This window comes from Streptomyces sp. NPDC090442 (genome assembly GCF_044769405.1).
Taxonomy (GTDB): domain Bacteria; phylum Actinomycetota; class Actinomycetes; order Streptomycetales; family Streptomycetaceae; genus Streptomyces.
On sequence record NZ_JBIVXW010000056.1, the window covers coordinates 46,309 to 62,757 of the forward strand.

Genomic DNA, 16,449 nt, shown 5'->3' on the forward strand with positions numbered 1-16,449 from the left:
CCGGAACAACTCGGCCGGCCGGTCAGGCGTCGTGGGGAGGTTGTGGTGGCGCGACCGGTGTGGGGGTCACCTCGACGAACGGGATGTGGTCGCGGCCGATGAGGTAGTAGCCCTCGGTGCTGCCGTCGGTCTCGATGTCGCGAACTCCCCTGAGGCGGCGCGCGGTTCGGGGGTGCCGGGAGGCGTACTCGGCCATGACGCGCCCGGATTCCTCGGGCGTCATGGGACGGGCGAGGGTGCGGCGCCGCCCGACCTGGATCGCGACCTGGGGCGTGTGCTGGATGTTGCGGAACCACTGCGAGGTCGGGCCGAAGCCCGAGGGCAGGCGGTAGGCACCGGTCCGAGGATCGCGGCCGGCGACCTCCGGACGACCTGGCGGGGCTGGCCGCTCTTACGGCCGGCGTGGGTGAGCAGCAGGATTCGGCTACCCATGAACACGCCCAGGTGCCAGCGGTACAGGTGGATCGGGGCACCTGCGATCAGACGAAGCCACCCCGTGGGAGAGGGAGTGGCTCGGACTTTGCGTGGCATCGTGAGCCCTTCGGTCGGACGGCGGGGCAGTGACCGGCGTCAGTGACGATTCGGCACGCCACAGAGGACTGACCGCACGACTCGCCCCGGAACCGGCCTGGTTGACAGCGTTGCGCAGCCCCCGCCCTGACCGCGCGCACCTCTCCGCCGTCCAGAAAGCCGCACACCGTCTCACCGACATTGGCCGGATCACCAACACGATCTCCGGCGTCACCGTCTCCCCCGACCGGGGCTGCGCCGGTACCGGACGAGCGGGACAGCGCCCACACGCCTGGTCAAGGCGCCCACCCAGGAGAGCGACCGCCGCGGCGGCGGTGATCAACTCATCACCGCCACAACTCACCACCATCGAGAGATTTCGCCACCAGAACGCCCCGGGAGAGGGCGTCGCCAGCGCGCCCGGAACGACCCAACCGGGACAAATCGGCACGTCATCCATGCACAAAACGTCAGAGCGGAACCAAGGTTGAGTCAAGCCCTTGCGTTCTAGCACAGGCTCGAAGGTAGCCTCTCAGCGTACGACGGGTTTGAGACACCTCGTTCAGTACGGCGTCTTCACGGACACCGGCTCCCGCCGCGTGCCGTGCCTTGTTCGGCGCATGCGTGCGCCTCGGCCGGGAGGAGGCGAGAGCCATGGACGGTCACAGCCATGGAACGGACCACAGTCGCCCCCGCGCCCGCGGCCCCTCCCCCACCTCCGGTGCGCGATAACCACCCCTCCCACCCATTCCACACGCCTCCCCCTCACACCCCTGCGACCAACAACCGTGCCGGGGCGCCAAGTTGCGCCCTCAGTTGACGTAGAGAACCAGGAACGACCCAACCCGCGGCCTCTCCCCCACTCCCACCCCCACACGCTCGCTCGCGCACGGACGCAGCCACACGGCCCTCGACGCCGTGCTCCCGCCCATCCGCGCCCTCCCTCATCAGGCCATCACGAGCTCCCACCGCCAACCGCACCATGGCGGCGGTCAGTCACGCCCCGGTCTCCGATCCGCTCAAAGGAGCCGCATGAAACTCCTGTCTCTCTTCGCTCCGTTCCGGCGGCCCAAGAACGTCGTGCACCCCCTACGGACGCACTGCACGCTCCAAGCCGTCTGTGACCGTCGCGTCGACACGAAGATGCGCACCCTGTACACACGGGCGTTCACGAACACCAACACCCCCCTCGACAGCGTGCACACCATCAAACCGGACGGCAGCGTCCATGTGCGGCTCCAGATGACCCTCACCGCAGGCGGTCCCGGCGCCGCCGCCCTGGAACGGCTCGTCGTCCAACTCTCGCGCGAACCCCACATACGTGCCCTGCGCTGGCACCTGCAGACCGACGGCGGCTCCACGTCGCAAAGTCGCGCGCGTGCCCTGGAGCGCCCACCTGCCACGGAGGCCGACCACCGGCCCAGTCAGGTCACTTCCCGCCACCGGCCTCTCGCCCAGCTCCGGCCTCACGCGGGAGGAAACGTCGTCCCCTTCCAACGCAAGCGAAGGGGATCCCGTCTCCTCGATCGACAACCGGACAAGCCGATGCGAGAAGACGGCCGGTTCATGGGCCTGACGGGTCGAGGCACAGGGCTCACCCTCTTGACTTCTGCATCATGTCGACCAGCGGCAGCAGGTCCGTCAACGGAGCCTCGGGATCGAGCGCAGTGAGACGATGGGCGTGATGCCTGTCAAGCCGCCATAGGGAATGAGGGAATGGAGCCCGGCCTGCGCGCGGCCGAGCTGGGTCGGTGTCCGCGTGGAGAGCAGGCCGGTCCTCGTAAGGGCTTCGCGGCGCTCAGCTCGCGATGCCGACCGGGTGAACCTTGATGGTCTCGTCGTACGAGCCGCCCAACTTCAGCGCGTCCGCAGGCCACTTCAGGGACACGCTGTGGGTCTCGTTCGGCGGCGTCACGATGATGTTGGTCGGGTTGGCGAGGCTGTCGCCGCTCAGGTCGGCCTTGTACGAGATGCTGAACGTGGCGGTGTCACCAGGGTTCAGGTTGGTGATACGGGGCACCTCACCCCCACGGTGAACAGGGGCGGAGGTGCCATCGGCGTCCTTCAAGTCAACGCCGGCGAAGCCCGTCACCGAGCAGGCGCTCCCGGCCTTGCTGGTCATCTGAATGGTGATGTCACCCGTCTTCGGATCGCGCGAGGAGTTGTCCGCCTCCATCACCAGGTCGGACGTGCGGCAGAACTTGCTCTTGCCAACACCCCTGGCCGCGCCGTTCCCGGAGTGGACACGGGACGAGTTGACCTCGCCGGCGCCCGACTTCGCCTTGCCCTCCTGCTTGTCGGTGCTCTGTATCCCGGACCAGCCCGAGGCGCTGGCCCCGGCACCGGCCGAACCCGTGCTCGCACCCGCCTGGCTCGCAGGCTTCGCCGCATTGGCGTCCGAACCGGAGCAGGCGGTCAAGGACAACGCGGCGGTCGCGGTCAGAGCCGCGGCGGCAACACCCACGGTGCGGCGGCGAACGATGCGGGCGTTGGTGGTGGAGCTCATTTCGGGTCCCCCCGGTGAAGTCGGTGTCGGTATCTCCTCGGTACGACACCCACTTTGATCAAGGCCGCTATCGCAACGCTGCCGCACCGCTAACGCCCAGCTAACAGGGGCGCGAGCAGGCGACGGCCATCAAGAGGGACCCGATGAACCAGACCATGGGTTGACCGCCCCTGGGCGTGGTTCAGCCGGTGGCGGCCTGCTGGCCGTACCGTGCTCTGCTCCGTGCCACGTACTCGGCGCTCACCGGTGAAGAGATGGCGTACACATCACCGATGCGTTCGTCCCATCGCCGGCGCCTCTCGCTCTCGTGGGCTCGGACCACCAGCACGGAGACTTCGGAGGCGGGCTGCCAATGCAGGGTGATGGTCGGCTCGTTGACGTCCGGGACGTACTCCATGGGTACGCCACGCTTCGCCAGCAGCCGCTCCAGCTTGTCGAACCGAAGATGCCGATCGAAGCGGCCGTACCGATCACGAATCGCCTGGTTGACGAGGCTACTGCCCCAGGACGTCAGCCGATGCACCTGCAGGGTGAAGTGGTGACCCTCCCAAGGATGGTCCGGCGATTCCCGGATCCAGAAGAACTCGACCATTCCGTAGTCGCGCCACATGCTGTAGTCGTCAAGGGAGTTCTCGGCAAAGTCGGAGCCGAGGATCTCGGTCACTCGGTCAGGGCTGTCCGTCGGCTTGGCGCCGAGCACGGTCCCGGACGCGACCGCGTCCACGTAGAACGCGAGGGAATGTGGGGTCAACAGGTTTGTCCTTGGGAGGGTTGGGGGGGTGGTCAGGAGCGTTCGCCCCGACGTAGGCGGCCGGGGCGCCATTCAGGTCTGCCGGACTGGACTCATGGGGCGGTCAGCACGCCCCGTCGGCAAGCTGTCTGGCTCAGCGGAACTCGTTCGCGCGATCTTGATCGCGTAGTCCTCGTCGAGGACCGGATAGAAGATCGGCTGCTCGGGGAGGCGGGGCGGCCATCCACGCCAGTCCAACTCACGGACCAGATCCAGCCCCTCGGGGCCGGTGGGGCGCCAAAGGGTCGTCGTTGCCTGCTGGCTGGTCATGTGGATCGCTCTCCGTGCTGGTGAAGCCGCTGGTACGGGCTACCGGACGCCGGACAATACCGGCACCGCCAACCCGACGGCTACGCAGTTTCGCCCCTGGCCACCACCATGACCGACCCATCGAGCGGCCGCGTCTCGGCCCGGAACGCGCCGCGTCACCTGAGGTGGCCGCCCACTCCTCCAACAGACGGCCACCCCGGTCACGTCACTTCTCGCCGACGGCCATCTCGCCCAGCTCCGACCAACCACCTTGCGGGACGGTGAAGTTCACGACCCTGGGGGTCTCCACGAGGTGCGGGGGCAGGGTCTGCTGCGCGGCCTTGAAGTGGGCGGACTGGACGTGCGTCGCCCCGGCTTCGTCGTCGCGGAACGCCTCGACGAGGACGTACTCATTGGGGTTGTCCACGCTGCGGGACCAGTCGAACCACAGGCAGCCGGGCTCGGCGCGGGTCGCGGCCGTGAAGTCGGCCGCGATCTGCGGCCACCGGTCGGCGTGTTCGGGACGGACGAGGAACTTGGCGGTGATGAAGATCATGATGATGGTGTCCTTGTTCAGCCGGGTTGACCGGCCTGCTGGTGAGCGTCTGGGCGGTGAGTCGCCAATGGCGCCCGGGGTTCAGGCGGTTCGGCTTGCTCCATGGCAGGCCGCGCAGGTCATACGGCGGGCGGGATCGGGCGAGGAGACCTGTCCCAGGCCCGCCAGTCGGCGCACTGCGCGTTGCGCGACGATCACGTGGGCGGAGCACTGGCCGGCACCGCAGCCCTGGCACAGGGCGACCGCCACGGTCTCGCGACCGAGTGCGGCACAGTCGAAGCAGTGCATCAGCCGGTCGCCCCGGTGTCGGTGCTGCGCTGCCGCAGCAGGCGGACGAACTCACGCAGCAGCGGGGCGTTTTCCGACCAGTCGCGTACGGCGACCAGGTTGCCGTCGACGACCGGCGCGTCGTCGAGGAAGGTGCCTCCGCCGAGGTCGACCTCCGGTGCGACGCCCGGGAACGCGGTCGTCGTGCGGCCCTTGAGGACGCCGAGCGGTGCCAGGGCGATGGCCGCGTGGCAGGTGTGCGCGACGGGCTTGTCGGTGGCGAAGAAGTGCCTGACGAGGCGCGCGAAGTCCGGGTGGTGGCGCAGGTGTTCCGGTGCGCGGCCGCCGGGCAGGAAGAGGCCGGCGTACTCGGCCGGATCGACATCCGCGAAGGCGACGTCCGCGGGCCAGGACTTGCCCGGGAACTCGGTGTACGTACCCGGGTAGGTGCCGTCGAAGTCGTGCGAGACGAACTTCAGCCGCTCCTTGCGCGGGGCGGCGATGGTGACGTCGTACCCCTCTTCGGTCAGGCGTTGGAGTCCGTAGAACAGCTCCAGGTCTTCGGTGGCGTGGCCGGCGAGGATGAGGATCTTCTGGGGGGTCATGGGGAGTTGGGGTCTCTCGTGAGAGGGGCGGGACGGGGCGGGTCAGGTGCAGGACGGGGTGGTCTGGCGCGGGTCGGCGGCGCTGGCCTTCTGCGCGTACTCGGCCTCGTAGTCGACCATCGCGTCCATGAGGGGCGCCCATGCGGAGGTGGGGTCGTAGCGCAGGTCAAGCCACTGGTCGACCAGGGCCTGGGCGTGGTGCAGGCTGACGCACATCTGGCCGAGGGCCATCACCTGGGCGTTGTTGAGCAGGACCGATCCCTCGACCTGGTAGGCGTCGTTGACGGTGACGGCGCGGATGCCTGGGACGAGGTTGGCGCTGATGGCCATGCCCAGGCCGGTGCCGCAGATGAGCAGCGCGCGATCGGCCTCGCCGTCGGCGACGATCTCGGCGGCGTCCACCGCGATGTGTGGGTAGCCGGTGTTGGTGTCGCCGGTGACGCCGACGTCCTGCACCGAGGCCACCCGCGGGTCGTTCTCCAGGAACGCCTTGAGGGGTTCCTTGTAAGTCAGCCCCCGGAAGTCGCTCCCGATGACGATGCGGAGCTTCCCGTTCATGTTTTCCTCCCAGGAATTCGTCGTGTCGCTTGGTGGTGCCGTTTGACGCTGCCGATTGGCATCGACGACGTCAGTAATGCCGGAAATGCTCGGCGATCGGAATTACCTCCGCACCTCCGCTCTCCCCTCTCTCCGTTTCCCGTGGCGTAGCGGCGACGTACTCGACCTTGCGGCGCCAGGAGGGCATGGAGCAAGCCCACAAGCAGGTTCGCCTTTCCCTCCGTTATGGCTTTCCTGGGGTTTGGCATTCCTGGTGATGGCGTTCCTGGGTTTGGCAGTACCACCCTTGGGTTCGGGCATAATGGAGGCATGGATCGACGGGCCGAGTTGCGTGATTTCCTGCGGTCCCGGCGGGCCCGGGTGCAGCCGCAGGACGTGGGCCTGCCGGCGGCCTCGCGCCGACGGGTGCCGGGGCTGCGGCGCGAGGAGCTGGCGCTGCTCGCCGGGGTCAGCGTGGACTATTACGTGCGGTTGGAGCAGGGGCGCAGCGGGAATGTCTCGCCGCAGGTCCTCGATTCCGTGGCCGCCGCGCTGCGCCTGTCGGCAGCCGAACGGCAGCATCTTTACGCCCTGGTGCATGCGGAGACCGAGGGACCGAAACCACCGTCACAGCAAGTCCGGCCCGGACTCCATCACGTATTGGAGTCGCTGGAGCACGCGCCCGCTTATGTGGTGGGGCGCCGCTTGCAGGTCCTTGCCTGGAATCGCATGGCGCGCGTGCTCATCGCCGATTTTCCACGGCTTCCCGAGGAGCAGCGCAATCTGGCCCGGCTCACGTTTCTCGACGAAACGTCCCGGCACCGTTATGTGAACTGGCAGCGCAAGGCGGATGACACGGTGGCCTTTCTCCGTGTCGATGCGGGCAGGCACCCGGATGACGAGGAGTTGGCGGACCTCATCGACGAACTGTCCACCCGTAGCGAGGACTTCCGCAGGATGTGGGCCGACCACACCATTCGGGACGAGACCCACGGCGACAAGCCTCTCTACCACCCGCTGGTCGGACCGCTGGCCCTGAAGTTCGAGACCTTCCGCATCCCCGACAGCCCGGACCAGGCGCTGACCGTCTACACGGCCGCACCCGGTTCACCGGCGGAGGAGGCGTTGCGGCGCCTGGCCGTCACACCGGACGCGGAGAGCTGGGATCAGCCCGTCGTGCCGTGAGGACGGGACTGTGGTGGTGAAGCGCTCTGCAGGCTGGCGGAGTTAGCAAGTACCGCAGACAGTGGTACTGCGGGCAGCATGGAGCTGACGGGAGACTCGTCCGTCAACGGGCAGGTTCACCACTTGATGTGGGCGTGGTACCCACCACGTCCGGGCTGTCGTAGGGCATCGCAGGAGAGTTCCACCTCGCGTCCGCGTTGTCGATGCCGCCCGCCCGCCCTGATGGGTCAGGATGCGGATGTGTCCCAGCTATCGCAACCCGTAATGTCGTCGTCGCAACCGTCTACCTCGTCCGCGGCGATGGTGCTCAGGCGCCAGAGAATGAGGCCAGTGCCATCTTCGACCGGTGCGATTTTGGCCGTGACCGGCTTCCCTGGAGGGATGTTGAACTGGTCTGCTTCACGGTCTCCGCATCCGATTGCGTAGTCCTGCTCTTCGTTGCCGCGGGACAACGTCAGCGTGAGTTCACGGATGCCTTGAGTGTTGCAGGTGATGTCAAGGCGGTACGGCCGGTCTCCCGAGGTGTTGAATTTTTGGGACATCCCCGTGGTGACGTAGGGGTTGTCGGTTTCCACGATCCTCGGATGGGTGCCATCGTCATCGTAGGCGGCCAGTGCCCGCTGAGCCCTTTGCAAGCCCTTCTTGGGGTTCCATTCAGAGGCACCGCCACTCGATGCCGTCTCCTCTTGCTGCGGCTTCTTCGAGTCCTGCGTCGAGGCGGCTTCTGTGTCTTGTGGCTTGTCAGCTGCTCCTTGAGAGCAGCCGGCGACAAGGGTCACGGCGGCGCAGAGTGGGACGATGTGGCGCATTTGCATGCTGATCATCGTATGCATCCCCTCCTGCGCCGAGGAAGGCAGCCCCGACACCGGCGTCTTAGAGGTCGTCTCACGTGGTCGTGGTCGCCTGCGCGCTCACGGGCTGTTCGGCTTTCGCGCGTACGACACCTTCGCCGACGCGGAGCAACTGGTCGCCGTGTGGGGTGACGAAGACGGCAAGCTGCGCGTACTTGTCCACGGCGTGGAGCTCGGTGCGCGGCGGGACCGGGGCGATCGGATCTGTGGCGCCCTCCGCTGACACCAGTGCCGCGGTGCGTCTGCGGCACACGTCGTGACAGCCGTATATCGATGGCGCACGGACCGCGGCCAGGCGACTAACGACCAACCATGGCCTGCGCCATACCTGCTTGACTGTACGAGCCGCCGCGACAACTCGTCCCGTTCACAGATTGTGCCGGTCCATCAGGCTCATCAGGTTCCGCCTACGTTTGTGGGCGGTGCGCAGGGCGGTGACGTACTCGGTGAACTCGTCAGACGTTCCCAGGTGGCGATGGCAGTCCTGGATGCTCAACAACAGGCTGACGAGCTGCTCGTAAATCCTGTTGCCGGTCTGCTTGGTGAGTGGGTCCGCCAGTCGCAGGTAGACGCCGAGTGCGTCGCCGGGGCGGGTGGCTCGGGACTGGTCGGCGAGGGTGAGCCACTGTCGGTCGTCTGCGCCGGCCTCGGTGGCGGCCTGCCAAGCGGCGTCGATGTCCTCGTCGTCGAGGAGGGCGTCGACCAGGACGGGGCCGCCGAACCGACTCTTCTTGTGCCGCCCCGCGTCGGCGCGAAGCAGGGCCAGCGCGGCCTCACGCTCGGCCGACCAGCAGTCCGTTGCCCGGGCGGCGGCGCGCAGTTGGCGGTACGTGGGCAGGGCCCGGCGGGCGCCGAAGTGGTCGCGGCGCGCGGCGAGGGCGTCGGCGAGTCGGTCCGCCTGCGCGTAGCGGTCGCAGAGGTAGTCGACGAGGGCGGTGTCGACGAGAGCGGGGTCCCGGGCATCGCGGATGCCGCGTTCCGCCCAGCGCAGGGCTTCGTCGGGGCGCTGGGCGCCGTCCAGTTCGCGGGCGATGGCCAGGTGCGTGTGGCCGTCCGGCGAGAGGTCGGCCGCATGCACGGCGATCACCGTGTCGACGTCGCCTCCCGCCTTGGCCAGACGCTCCATCAGATACTTCTCCGCCCAGCCGCGGCGGTTGGCCCGCCACGCCTCGACCGCCAACTTCCGTAGAATGGCCATCCCTTCTACGCCGAGAACGTCCTCGTAGTCGAGTGGATCGAGGTCGGTGAGGCCGTCGTCCACGTCCCCGAGCGCATGGCCGACGAGCCAGCGAGCGAGCTCCCCTGGGGCGGGGCGGGCCGCACGGCATGCGTCGAGGTGAGCGTCGGCGAGGCCGGCGCCCACCTCGCCGAGCCACCCGTCGGAGTCGTCGACGCACTCCACCGCCTGGGCCAGTTGCTCCATCGCCTCCCCCGCCAAGGCGATCGCGTCGTTCGCCCGCCCGGAGCCGGTGAGCGCGCCGATCGCCGACACCGCCTGTTCCGCCTGGACCGCGTAGGCACGGGCGTCGGCGTACTCGACGTATCCGTACTGCGCGAACGGACCGATGTCGAGCAGTTCGCGAATCCGGGCCCGGATGGTGACGAGGTCGCCACGGGTGCTCGCGGCCCGCAGCTCAAGTCGGCGCCGCAACTGCCGGTCCTCGCCGATCTGTTCACGCAACAGGGCGAGCAACTCGGCCTTGGGCTGGGCAGCCAGCCACGTGTCGAGGCTCTGCGCCCGGTCCCGCGCCGCCTTCCGCTGACGTGGCAGGCTCTTCGGGTCGGCGAGCACCGTCAGGCCGAGGGCGACCAAGTGCTTGCAGAAATTACCCTCAAGGCCATACGGGCAGTCGCACTCGCCGCCCAACCCACCAGGTCCGTCGAAGGTCAGATGCGCTTCGTACCGTTCCGTCCCGTGGACGCTGGCACTCACCCAACCGTCACCGACCTCGACCCCGGATACCGCATCCAGGTATCCGCGCCCGCGCTCGAAGGAACGCTCACCGGCCAACTTCTTGAGGCCCGCTTCGGTGAGGCTGCCCATCGCCTTCTTGGTCCCGCTCTTGGTCCTGTTTGCCACAGCCGCCAGCCTAGGGATGCCCGTCACCTGAAGGCGACGGCCCAAGGGAAGTCCACACCATCGTGATTCATCCCTCGGGCCGGGTCTCGGGCACGGGGGCTCGATCCGTGTGGTGCGTCAAGGTCGTGCGGTGCGCGCAGGGCGGTCGCACTGCTCATCAGCGCCGGAGCCGGCCAACTGGCCCGCGTTCGGCGAGTGCTCGCCGGTGAACGGCCAGTATCCCCGGCAGGCGTCTGCCGCTCCCCGCGGCTACCTCGTGACCATGGCCGGCAGGGTTCGGGGGCCGCGTACGAGGAGGCCGGGGCGGTAGGGCAGTTGGGTTGGGGTGGTGGCCAGGCGCAGATCGGGGAGCGCATCGAAGAGCAGGGGGAGGGCGGTTGTCGCCTCCAGGCGGGCCAGGCGGGAGCCGACGCAGAAGTGGGGGCCGTGGCCGAAGGCCGCGTGTGGTGCGGGGCGTTCGGCGTTGGTCGCGGCGAGGTAGCGGGATGGGCGGAACTCGTCGGGTTGTGGGAAGTGTTGCGGGTCGCGGTTGGCCGCGGCGAGTACGACCAGGACCGAGTCGTCGGCCGGGATGACGGCGCCTCCGCCGAGGTCCACGGTCTCGGTCGTGCGGCGCCAGGTCGCTCCTTCCAGTGGGCTGTCGTATCGCAGCGTTTCCTCCACCACGGCGGCCCAGTGGGTGTCGGGGTGGCGTTGGGCGGCCGTCAGTTCGTGGGGGTGCGTGAGCAGCCGGAGCGAGGCCGAGGCGAGGAGGTTCATCGTCGTCTCGTAGCCGGCGAAGAGCAGGAGGAAGGCCATGGCGAGCAACTCGCCGTCATCGAGGGCGTCTTCGGCCGAGTCGTCGATCAGCACGCTGAACAGGTCCTCGCCCGGCACGCGTCGCTTCTCGGCGATGAGCGAGCTCACGTAGTCGTGCAGCCGTACCCATGCCTCGTCAGCGGCGCCCTGCGGCAGCGCATCCGCGGGTGAGCCGACGCGGTAGGTCCATTCCCGCAGGTCCGCGCGGTCGGCCTCCGGTACGCCCAGCACCTCGCTGATCACCAGGATGGGGAGGGGGAAGGCGAAGGCGTCGACGAGGTCGACGGTCTCGCCGGCGGACAGTCGTTCGGTCAGGCCCGCGATGAGCCCGGTCGCGAGGCGATCGATCCGCGGGCGGAGGGCGTCGACGCGGCGCGGGGCGAAGGCGGCGGTGGTCAGGCGGCGCAGCCGGGTGTGGTCGGGGGCGTCGGTGTTGAGCATGTGCCGCGCCAGGCAGGCGCGGGCGCGCTGGGCCGGCGAGTTGGGCTTGGGCCGGCCGGCGCGTTGCGGCGGGACGTTGGAGAAGCGGGGGTCGGCGAGCACCGCGCGGCCGGGTTCGTAGCCGGTGACCAGCCAGGCATGTGTGCCGTTCGCCAACTCGACCCGGGCGGCCGGCCCCTGTTCGCGGAGTCGGGCGTAGTAGGGATAGGGGTCGTGGGAGAAGGCGGGGTCCGCGGGATCGAGTCGCACCTGCCCATGGTCACGGAGGATGCCTGGGTGCGGCGGTGGGGGCAGGGTCAGAGCTGGCGGCGCGGAGCTGTGCGAACCCGACAATGAGTGGGGCAGGGGCGGGCGGTGGCCGATGTCCGTCAGACTTCGGAGGCGAGGGTCGGGTTGTCCGGCGTGTTTTGTGGTGCCTGGCGCAGGGGCTTTTCGCACCAGGCGACGTCCCAGTACGTTCCGAATTTGCGGCCGACCTCGCGGTGGATTCCGGCGGGGCGGAAGCCCAGGCGCTCGTGCAGGCGCATCGATGCCTCGTTGGGCTGGGTGATCGCCGCGTAGGCGCGGTGCACGTCCTCGTCGGCGAGGGCCTCGAAGAGGGCGCGGTAGAGGAGGGTTCCCAGGCCGCGTCCGGTGTGGTGGGGCGAGAGGTAGACGCTGGTTTCCACCGAGGTCTCGAAGGCTTGCTTGGGACGCAGTGCGCTGCTGGTGATGTAGCCGAGGACGGTGTCGGCTTCGTGGGCCACCAGCAGCCGGTGGCGGCCGGTTGCGGGATGGTCGGCCAGCCATTGCCTGCGGTCCTCGATGCGGACGGGCTCGACATCGAACGTGGCGGGCGTGCCGGTCACGTAGTGGTTGTAGATGTCGGTGAGCTGCTGGAGGTCGTCTTCGACCCCTGGCCGTATCCGTATCGCGGTGTGCGCGGTGGCGTCCTGGTGCATGTTCGTCGCTCCCTTTCCCGAGGTCGGCACGGTACCCAGGGCGTGTTACATGCATGTGTCCTGACCTGCGGCGACCAGGTTCTGACGGGTGTCTCTGCCGTTGAGCAGTCGTGCGACGGGCCGGCTCGCGGGCCGGACGGCGCCGCGCAGGTCGTCAGTCGGTGGGCAGGGTCAGGGTGGCGATCGCTCCGCCGTCGGGCGCGTTGGTGAACTCCAGGCGTGCCTGGATGACTTGGGCCTGGCCGAGGGCGATGGTCAGTCCGAGGCCGTGACCCTGGCCCCGTTCGGTCGTGCCGGTGCGGAAGCGTTGCGGTCCCTGGGCGAGGAGTTCCGCCGGGTAGCCCGGGCCGTGGTCGCGTACGACGACGGTCGTGCCGTGCACGGTGACGCCGACCTGGGGCCGGCCGTGCCGGTGGGCGTTGGCGATGAGGTTGGTGAGGATGCGGTCCAGGCGTCGTGGGTCGGTGCGTACCGTCCCGGCATCCGTCGTCGAGGTGTGCACGGGCAGCCCGGTGCGTCGCACGGAGTCCTCGACCACCTCGCCGAGGGGTAGCTGTACGAGCTCGGCCCGTTCCGCGCCGGCGTCGAGTCGCGAGACCTCCAGCAGGTCCTCGACCAGGGCGCGCAGCGCCCCGACCCGGTCGCGGACGAGTTCGGTCGCCTCGCTCTCGGGGAGCAGTTCCGCCGAGGTGACCAGTCCCATCAGCGGGGTGCGCAGTTCGTGCGCCACGTCGGCGGTGAACTGCTGCTCGGTGCGTAGGCGTTGTTGGAGGCTGCCGGCCATCCCGTCGACGGCCGCGGAGATGTCCGCGATCTCGTCGTTGCCGTGTCCCGAGCCGCCGGTGCGGGCGTCGAGTTCGCCGTCGGTGATGCGGCGGGCGGTGACGGCGACCCGGCGCAGGCGTCGGACCAGGAGTTGCGTGGCCAGTGCGGAGGCGGGGAGGACGACGGCGAGCGCGGCGAGGGCCGCGTAGGCGCTGTGTCGGTCGAGTGCCTTGCGGCTGAGCAGGTCGAGGTCCATGGAGATGCGGACGGCCGTCCAACGGCCCCCGTCCTCCTGGGCGGCCCACATCCAGGGCACGTGGGCGACCCGGGTGTCGTACCAGGTCTGCGGCGTGCCGCCGGCCTGGCGTACCTGGTCCCGGAGCGGGCGTGGCAGGTCGTCGGGGTTGTGGATGGTGCCTTCCGTCGAGGGTCCGGGCTGTTGCCCGACGACGGTGGCGAGTCGGTCGCGGGCCTTGGCGCGGCCCTCGGAGAGCGAGCGGTCGTAGGTCGTCTTGTGTACGAGGAGGCCGATGACCAGGGCTACCGCGCAGCATGCGGCGGCCACCAGGGCGGCGATCTTCCAGCGCAGGGAGGTGAAGGGGCGTGCCATGTCAGCGCAGCAGCTTGTAGCCGAAGCCGCGGACCGTCTCGATCCGTTCGGCGCCGATCTTCTTGCGGAGCCGCTGCACGCAGAGGTCGACGACCCGGCTGTCGCCGTCCCATCCGTAGTCCCACACCTCGCGCAGCAGTCGCTGTCGCTCCAGTACCACCCCGGGATGCGCGGCGAACTCCAGGAGCAGCCGCAGTTCGGTCGGGGTCAGGACCACGGGTCGGCCGGCGACGTGTACCTCCAGTCCGTCCGTGTCGAGTGTCAGGTCTCCGAAGGTGAGTACCGAACGGCCGTCCGCGACGGGCTCGTTGGGGCGGAAGGTGACCCGGCGCAGCAGTGTGCGCATGCGGGCCACCAGGACGGCGGTGTCGATGGGTTTGACGACGTAGTCGTCGGCGCCGGCCTCCAGTCCGGCGATCACGTCGAGGGAGTCGCCGCGCGCGGACATCATCAGGATCGGCACCAGGCTGGTTTCCCGTACCCGTCGGCACAGTCCGATGCCGTCGAGCTGCGGCAGCATCACGTCCAGGAGCAGCAGGTCGTGTCCGCCGGCGCGGAACAGTTCCAAGCCCGTCAGGCCGTCCTCGGCGGAGTCCACGGTGTAGCCGTAACGTTCCAGCGCGAGGCCGACGGCCCTGCGGATCACGGCGTCGTCCTCGACGAGGAGCACCTTCACGGGGGCGGACACCCACTCTCACCTGCCTCACGCATGTACACGTCCATGTACGCGCACGTCGGTAACTCGGTAACGGCGGCCGTCCCTGGCCACCGGCTGTCGGCAGCAGCCTTCAGCGGCCACCACCATAAGGGCGGAGTTGTCAGGGATTCGCCGAAGGTCAGGTCTTGGGTGCCGGTGAGAGGTTCACCGAGGTGGCGACGGGGCGGTGGTCGCTGGTCGTTCGCGGCAGTGTCCATGCCGCCACCGGCTCGACGCCCTGTGTGAAGACCTGGTCGATCCGCACCACCGGGAGGGCCGCCGGCCAGGTGAAGCCGAAGCCCGCGCCCGCCTCCTGCTGTGCCGAGCGCATCATCGACGTCAGCGGGGCCAGGCCGCGGTCGTCGGCCGTCCCGTTGAAGTCGCCCATCACGATGCGTCGCGGCTCCGGGTCCCGCCGGACCTCGTCGGCGAGGCGCACCACCGCGTGGTCGCGCCAGTTGGTGGCGAACCCCTCGGTGGGTCGCACGCGCACCGACGGCAGGTGGGCGACGAAGATCGCGACCGGGCCCTTGGGCGTCTCGACGGTCGCGCGCAGCGCCCGCGTCCACGCCATGATCGGCACGGGCCGCACGTCGCGGAGCGGGAGCTTGCTCCACACTCCGACGGTGCCCTCCACCCGGTGGTACGGATAGGCGGCGGCCAACGCCCGTTCGTAGTGGGGGGTGTTGGTGTCGGTCAGTTTCTCCAGGCCGATGACGTCGGCGCCGGAGGCGGCCAGCGCGCGTCCGGTGCCGGCCGGGTCGGGGTTCTCGTCGTCGACGTTGTGGCTGACGACGGTCAGGTCGCCGCCGGTGCCGCGTTTGTCGACCAGCGTGCCGCCGAAGAGGCACGCCCACGTCACGGCGGGCACCAGTACGGCGACCAGCGCCGTTGCGGAGCGCCGTACCAGCGCGACGGCCAGCAGCGGCAGCACGGCAGCGCCGAGCCAGGGCAGGAAGCTCTCGACCAGGCTGGGCAGTCGGCCGGGGCCGTTGGGTATCCACTGGTGGAACAGGAGCACGGCGGTGCACAGCACGGCGAGTACAGCGGTTGCTCGGCCGCTGCGCCATGACCAGCGGGCAGGGGGTTTGTCGGTGGTGGGGGCCTCGTCGCCGCCGGGGGCCTTCTCGTTCCCGGCGACGCTCTCGTTCTCGGCCTCGCCCTCCGGCCCTGCGGTTGCCTTACGGTCGGTGTCCGTACCACCGCTGCCGCCGCCGTTCACGCGGACCTCCTGTCGTCAGCGGCCAGGCCCGCGCGCACGGCCGTGATCAGCTTCTCGCTCCGGTCGAGGGCGGCGTGCAGGCCCTGCTCCGCGGACGTGCCCGCCTGCTGGTGCAACACCACGCCCAGCACCAGTGGCCCGCTGCCGTCGTCGCGCGCCGTCGCCGCCCATACGAGGTTTCCGCCGGCCGGTGTGCTGGAACCGGTCTTGAGGCCCACGACGCCGGGCGTCCGCAGCAGGGTGTTGGTGTTGAGGACCGTCCCCGGGACTCCGGGAATCGTCGCGCTCGGGGTGGCGACGATCTTCCGGAACACGTCGTTCTTCATCGCCTCCCGGGCCAGCTTCAACTGGTCCTGCGAGGTGCTGACGGTCGTGGACCCGATGCCGCTCGCATCCGTGTATGTCGTGCGGTTCATGCCCAGTCCCGACGCCGCCTTGTTCATCTTCGCGACGAACGCCTCCTCGCCGCCGGCGTCCCAACGTGCCAGCAGGCGGGCGATGTTGTTGCCCGACGGGAGCAACAACAACTGGAGCATCTGGCGCTGCGAGTAGTTCCGGCCTGCTCGTACCGGAGCCGTCGATTCGGTTCCGGATACGGACTCGTCGGCTGCCTGTTGGTCCGCCTCGATGGCCGGGCCCTCCTCGTCGCCGTGCAACGGATGGTCGCGGAGGATCACGTATGCCGTCATCACCTTGGTGACGCTGGCGATGGGTACGGGTGTCTGTGCGCCTCGCGTCCCGAGGTTACGGGCTGCCCCGCGATTGATGTTGGGGCGTGTTGGCCTGGGAGTTCGGCTGGTGGGTGATTCAGCAGGCCGTCGCGCGGACGAGCACGAGGT

18 protein-coding genes and 1 pseudogene are annotated in these 16,449 nt (G+C 69.2%); 3 read left to right on the plus strand and 16 right to left on the minus strand.

The genetic code is table 11. The annotated features are described in order from the left end of the window. Positions 1–22: 22 nt before the first annotated feature. Positions 23–223 (minus strand): hypothetical protein, encoded by a 201-nt coding sequence (locus tag ACIQU6_RS31645; protein ID WP_403485148.1) that lies wholly within the window; start codon positions 221–223, stop codon positions 23–25. A gap of 1,319 nt (positions 224–1,542) precedes the next feature. Between ACIQU6_RS31645 and ACIQU6_RS31650 the strand changes: the two genes are divergently transcribed. Beyond that, positions 1,543–2,181: a hypothetical protein gene (locus ACIQU6_RS31650; protein WP_403485149.1), complete on the plus strand. Its 639-nt coding sequence runs from the start codon at positions 1,543–1,545 to the stop codon at positions 2,179–2,181. A 127-nt stretch (positions 2,182–2,308) separates the two neighbouring features. Here the strand turns inward: ACIQU6_RS31650 and ACIQU6_RS31655 are convergent, their stop codons facing one another. The 7 genes and pseudogenes from ACIQU6_RS31655 to ACIQU6_RS31685 form a co-directional block, all read right to left on the minus strand. After that, a complete protein-coding gene (locus tag ACIQU6_RS31655) occupies positions 2,309–3,016 on the minus strand; it encodes a DUF4232 domain-containing protein (RefSeq protein WP_403485150.1) in 708 nt (235 codons plus the stop codon). A gap of 181 nt (positions 3,017–3,197) precedes the next feature. Continuing rightward, a complete protein-coding gene (locus tag ACIQU6_RS31660; RefSeq protein ID WP_403485151.1) occupies positions 3,198–3,767 on the minus strand; it encodes a hypothetical protein in 570 nt (189 codons plus the stop codon). A 126-nt stretch (positions 3,768–3,893) separates the two neighbouring features. After that, positions 3,894–4,076, minus strand: a pseudogene (locus ACIQU6_RS31665) (hypothetical protein); the annotation flags it as partial. A 205-nt stretch (positions 4,077–4,281) separates the two neighbouring features. Then, positions 4,282–4,611: a putative quinol monooxygenase gene (locus tag ACIQU6_RS31670; protein ID WP_403485152.1), complete on the minus strand. Its 330-nt coding sequence runs from the start codon at positions 4,609–4,611 to the stop codon at positions 4,282–4,284. A gap of 81 nt (positions 4,612–4,692) precedes the next feature. Continuing rightward, positions 4,693–4,899, minus strand: coding sequence for a DUF2180 family protein (locus tag ACIQU6_RS31675; protein WP_403485153.1), 207 nt, complete (start codon positions 4,897–4,899; stop codon positions 4,693–4,695). After that, positions 4,899–5,483: a DJ-1/PfpI family protein gene (locus tag ACIQU6_RS31680; RefSeq protein WP_403485154.1), complete on the minus strand. Its 585-nt coding sequence runs from the start codon at positions 5,481–5,483 to the stop codon at positions 4,899–4,901. The genes ACIQU6_RS31675 and ACIQU6_RS31680 overlap by 1 nt, the downstream gene beginning before the upstream one ends. A 42-nt stretch (positions 5,484–5,525) precedes the next feature. Next, entirely contained in the window at positions 5,526–6,041 is a 516-nt protein-coding gene (locus ACIQU6_RS31685) for an RpiB/LacA/LacB family sugar-phosphate isomerase (RefSeq protein WP_403485155.1), read from the minus strand. Positions 6,042–6,350: 309 nt separating this feature from the next. On the opposite strand from ACIQU6_RS31685, the gene ACIQU6_RS31690 reads away from it, so the two are divergent. Next, positions 6,351–7,205, plus strand: a complete 855-nt coding sequence (locus tag ACIQU6_RS31690; protein ID WP_403485156.1) for a helix-turn-helix domain-containing protein — start codon at positions 6,351–6,353, stop codon at positions 7,203–7,205. Positions 7,206–7,432: 227 nt separating this feature from the next. Here ACIQU6_RS31690 and ACIQU6_RS31695 read toward each other — a convergent pair whose 3' ends face one another. Further along, positions 7,433–8,029: a hypothetical protein gene (locus ACIQU6_RS31695; RefSeq protein ID WP_403485157.1), complete on the minus strand. Its 597-nt coding sequence runs from the start codon at positions 8,027–8,029 to the stop codon at positions 7,433–7,435. Here ACIQU6_RS31695 and ACIQU6_RS31700 point away from each other — a divergent pair. Continuing rightward, on the plus strand, positions 8,019–8,279 hold the full coding sequence (locus ACIQU6_RS31700) for a hypothetical protein (RefSeq protein ID WP_403485158.1): 261 nt from the start codon (positions 8,019–8,021) through the stop codon (positions 8,277–8,279). The genes ACIQU6_RS31695 and ACIQU6_RS31700 overlap by 11 nt on opposite strands. 144 nt (positions 8,280–8,423) lie before the next feature. On the opposite strand, the gene ACIQU6_RS31705 is transcribed toward ACIQU6_RS31700, so the two are convergent. From ACIQU6_RS31705 to ACIQU6_RS31735, 7 genes are all read right to left on the minus strand, one after another. Then, the gene (locus ACIQU6_RS31705) at positions 8,424–10,100 is read right to left on the minus strand and encodes an SWIM zinc finger domain-containing protein (RefSeq protein ID WP_403485165.1); all 1,677 of its coding nucleotides are present in this window, start codon (positions 10,098–10,100) and stop codon (positions 8,424–8,426) included. Positions 10,101–10,385: 285 nt separating this feature from the next. Further along, the gene (locus tag ACIQU6_RS31710) at positions 10,386–11,624 is read right to left on the minus strand and encodes a cytochrome P450 (protein ID WP_403485159.1); all 1,239 of its coding nucleotides are present in this window, start codon (positions 11,622–11,624) and stop codon (positions 10,386–10,388) included. Between the two features lie 119 nt (positions 11,625–11,743). Then, positions 11,744–12,316: a GNAT family N-acetyltransferase gene (locus ACIQU6_RS31715; protein WP_403485160.1), complete on the minus strand. Its 573-nt coding sequence runs from the start codon at positions 12,314–12,316 to the stop codon at positions 11,744–11,746. A 154-nt stretch (positions 12,317–12,470) separates the two neighbouring features. Next, positions 12,471–13,691 carry a sensor histidine kinase gene (locus ACIQU6_RS31720; protein ID WP_403485161.1) on the minus strand — a complete coding sequence of 407 codons (1,221 nt, stop codon included), beginning with the start codon at positions 13,689–13,691 and terminating at the stop codon, positions 12,471–12,473. A 1-nt stretch (position 13,692) separates the two neighbouring features. Then, the gene (gene cseB / locus ACIQU6_RS31725; RefSeq protein ID WP_403485162.1) at positions 13,693–14,379 is read right to left on the minus strand and encodes a two-component system response regulator CseB; all 687 of its coding nucleotides are present in this window, start codon (positions 14,377–14,379) and stop codon (positions 13,693–13,695) included. Between the two features lie 148 nt (positions 14,380–14,527). Next, entirely contained in the window at positions 14,528–15,610 is a 1,083-nt protein-coding gene (locus ACIQU6_RS31730) for an endonuclease/exonuclease/phosphatase family protein (RefSeq protein ID WP_403485163.1), read from the minus strand. Continuing rightward, complete coding sequence (locus ACIQU6_RS31735; protein WP_403485166.1) at positions 15,607–16,377, minus strand: D-alanyl-D-alanine carboxypeptidase family protein; 771 nt, start codon at positions 16,375–16,377, stop codon at positions 15,607–15,609. Before ACIQU6_RS31735 ends, ACIQU6_RS31730 begins: the two co-directional genes overlap by 4 nt. Positions 16,378–16,449 lie beyond the last annotated feature (72 nt).

Bases quoted from the DNA above. Each gene is read 5' to 3' on its own strand.
- ACIQU6_RS31675 (WP_403485153.1), bottom strand. From the start codon at position 4,899: ATGCACTGCTTCGACTGTGCCGCACTCGGTCGCGAGACCGTGGCGGTC.
- ACIQU6_RS31690 (WP_403485156.1), top strand. From the start codon at position 6,351: ATGGATCGACGGGCCGAGTTGCGTGATTTCCTGCGGTCCCGGCGGGCC.
- ACIQU6_RS31720 (WP_403485161.1), bottom strand. From the start codon at position 13,691: ATGGCACGCCCCTTCACCTCCCTGCGCTGGAAGATCGCCGCCCTGGTG.
- ACIQU6_RS31685 (WP_403485155.1), bottom strand. From the start codon at position 6,041: ATGAACGGGAAGCTCCGCATCGTCATCGGGAGCGACTTCCGGGGGCTG.
- ACIQU6_RS31705 (WP_403485165.1), bottom strand. From the start codon at position 10,100: ATGGGCAGCCTCACCGAAGCGGGCCTCAAGAAGTTGGCCGGTGAGCGT.
- ACIQU6_RS31645 (WP_403485148.1), bottom strand. From the start codon at position 223: ATGACGCCCGAGGAATCCGGGCGCGTCATGGCCGAGTACGCCTCCCGG.
- ACIQU6_RS31700 (WP_403485158.1), top strand. From the start codon at position 8,019: ATGCTGATCATCGTATGCATCCCCTCCTGCGCCGAGGAAGGCAGCCCC.
- ACIQU6_RS31695 (WP_403485157.1), bottom strand. From the start codon at position 8,029: ATGATCAGCATGCAAATGCGCCACATCGTCCCACTCTGCGCCGCCGTG.
- ACIQU6_RS31655 (WP_403485150.1), bottom strand. From the start codon at position 3,016: ATGAGCTCCACCACCAACGCCCGCATCGTTCGCCGCCGCACCGTGGGT.
- ACIQU6_RS31650 (WP_403485149.1), top strand. From the start codon at position 1,543: ATGAAACTCCTGTCTCTCTTCGCTCCGTTCCGGCGGCCCAAGAACGTC.
- ACIQU6_RS31715 (WP_403485160.1), bottom strand. From the start codon at position 12,316: ATGCACCAGGACGCCACCGCGCACACCGCGATACGGATACGGCCAGGG.
- ACIQU6_RS31670 (WP_403485152.1), bottom strand. From the start codon at position 4,611: ATGATCTTCATCACCGCCAAGTTCCTCGTCCGTCCCGAACACGCCGAC.
- ACIQU6_RS31680 (WP_403485154.1), bottom strand. From the start codon at position 5,483: ATGACCCCCCAGAAGATCCTCATCCTCGCCGGCCACGCCACCGAAGAC.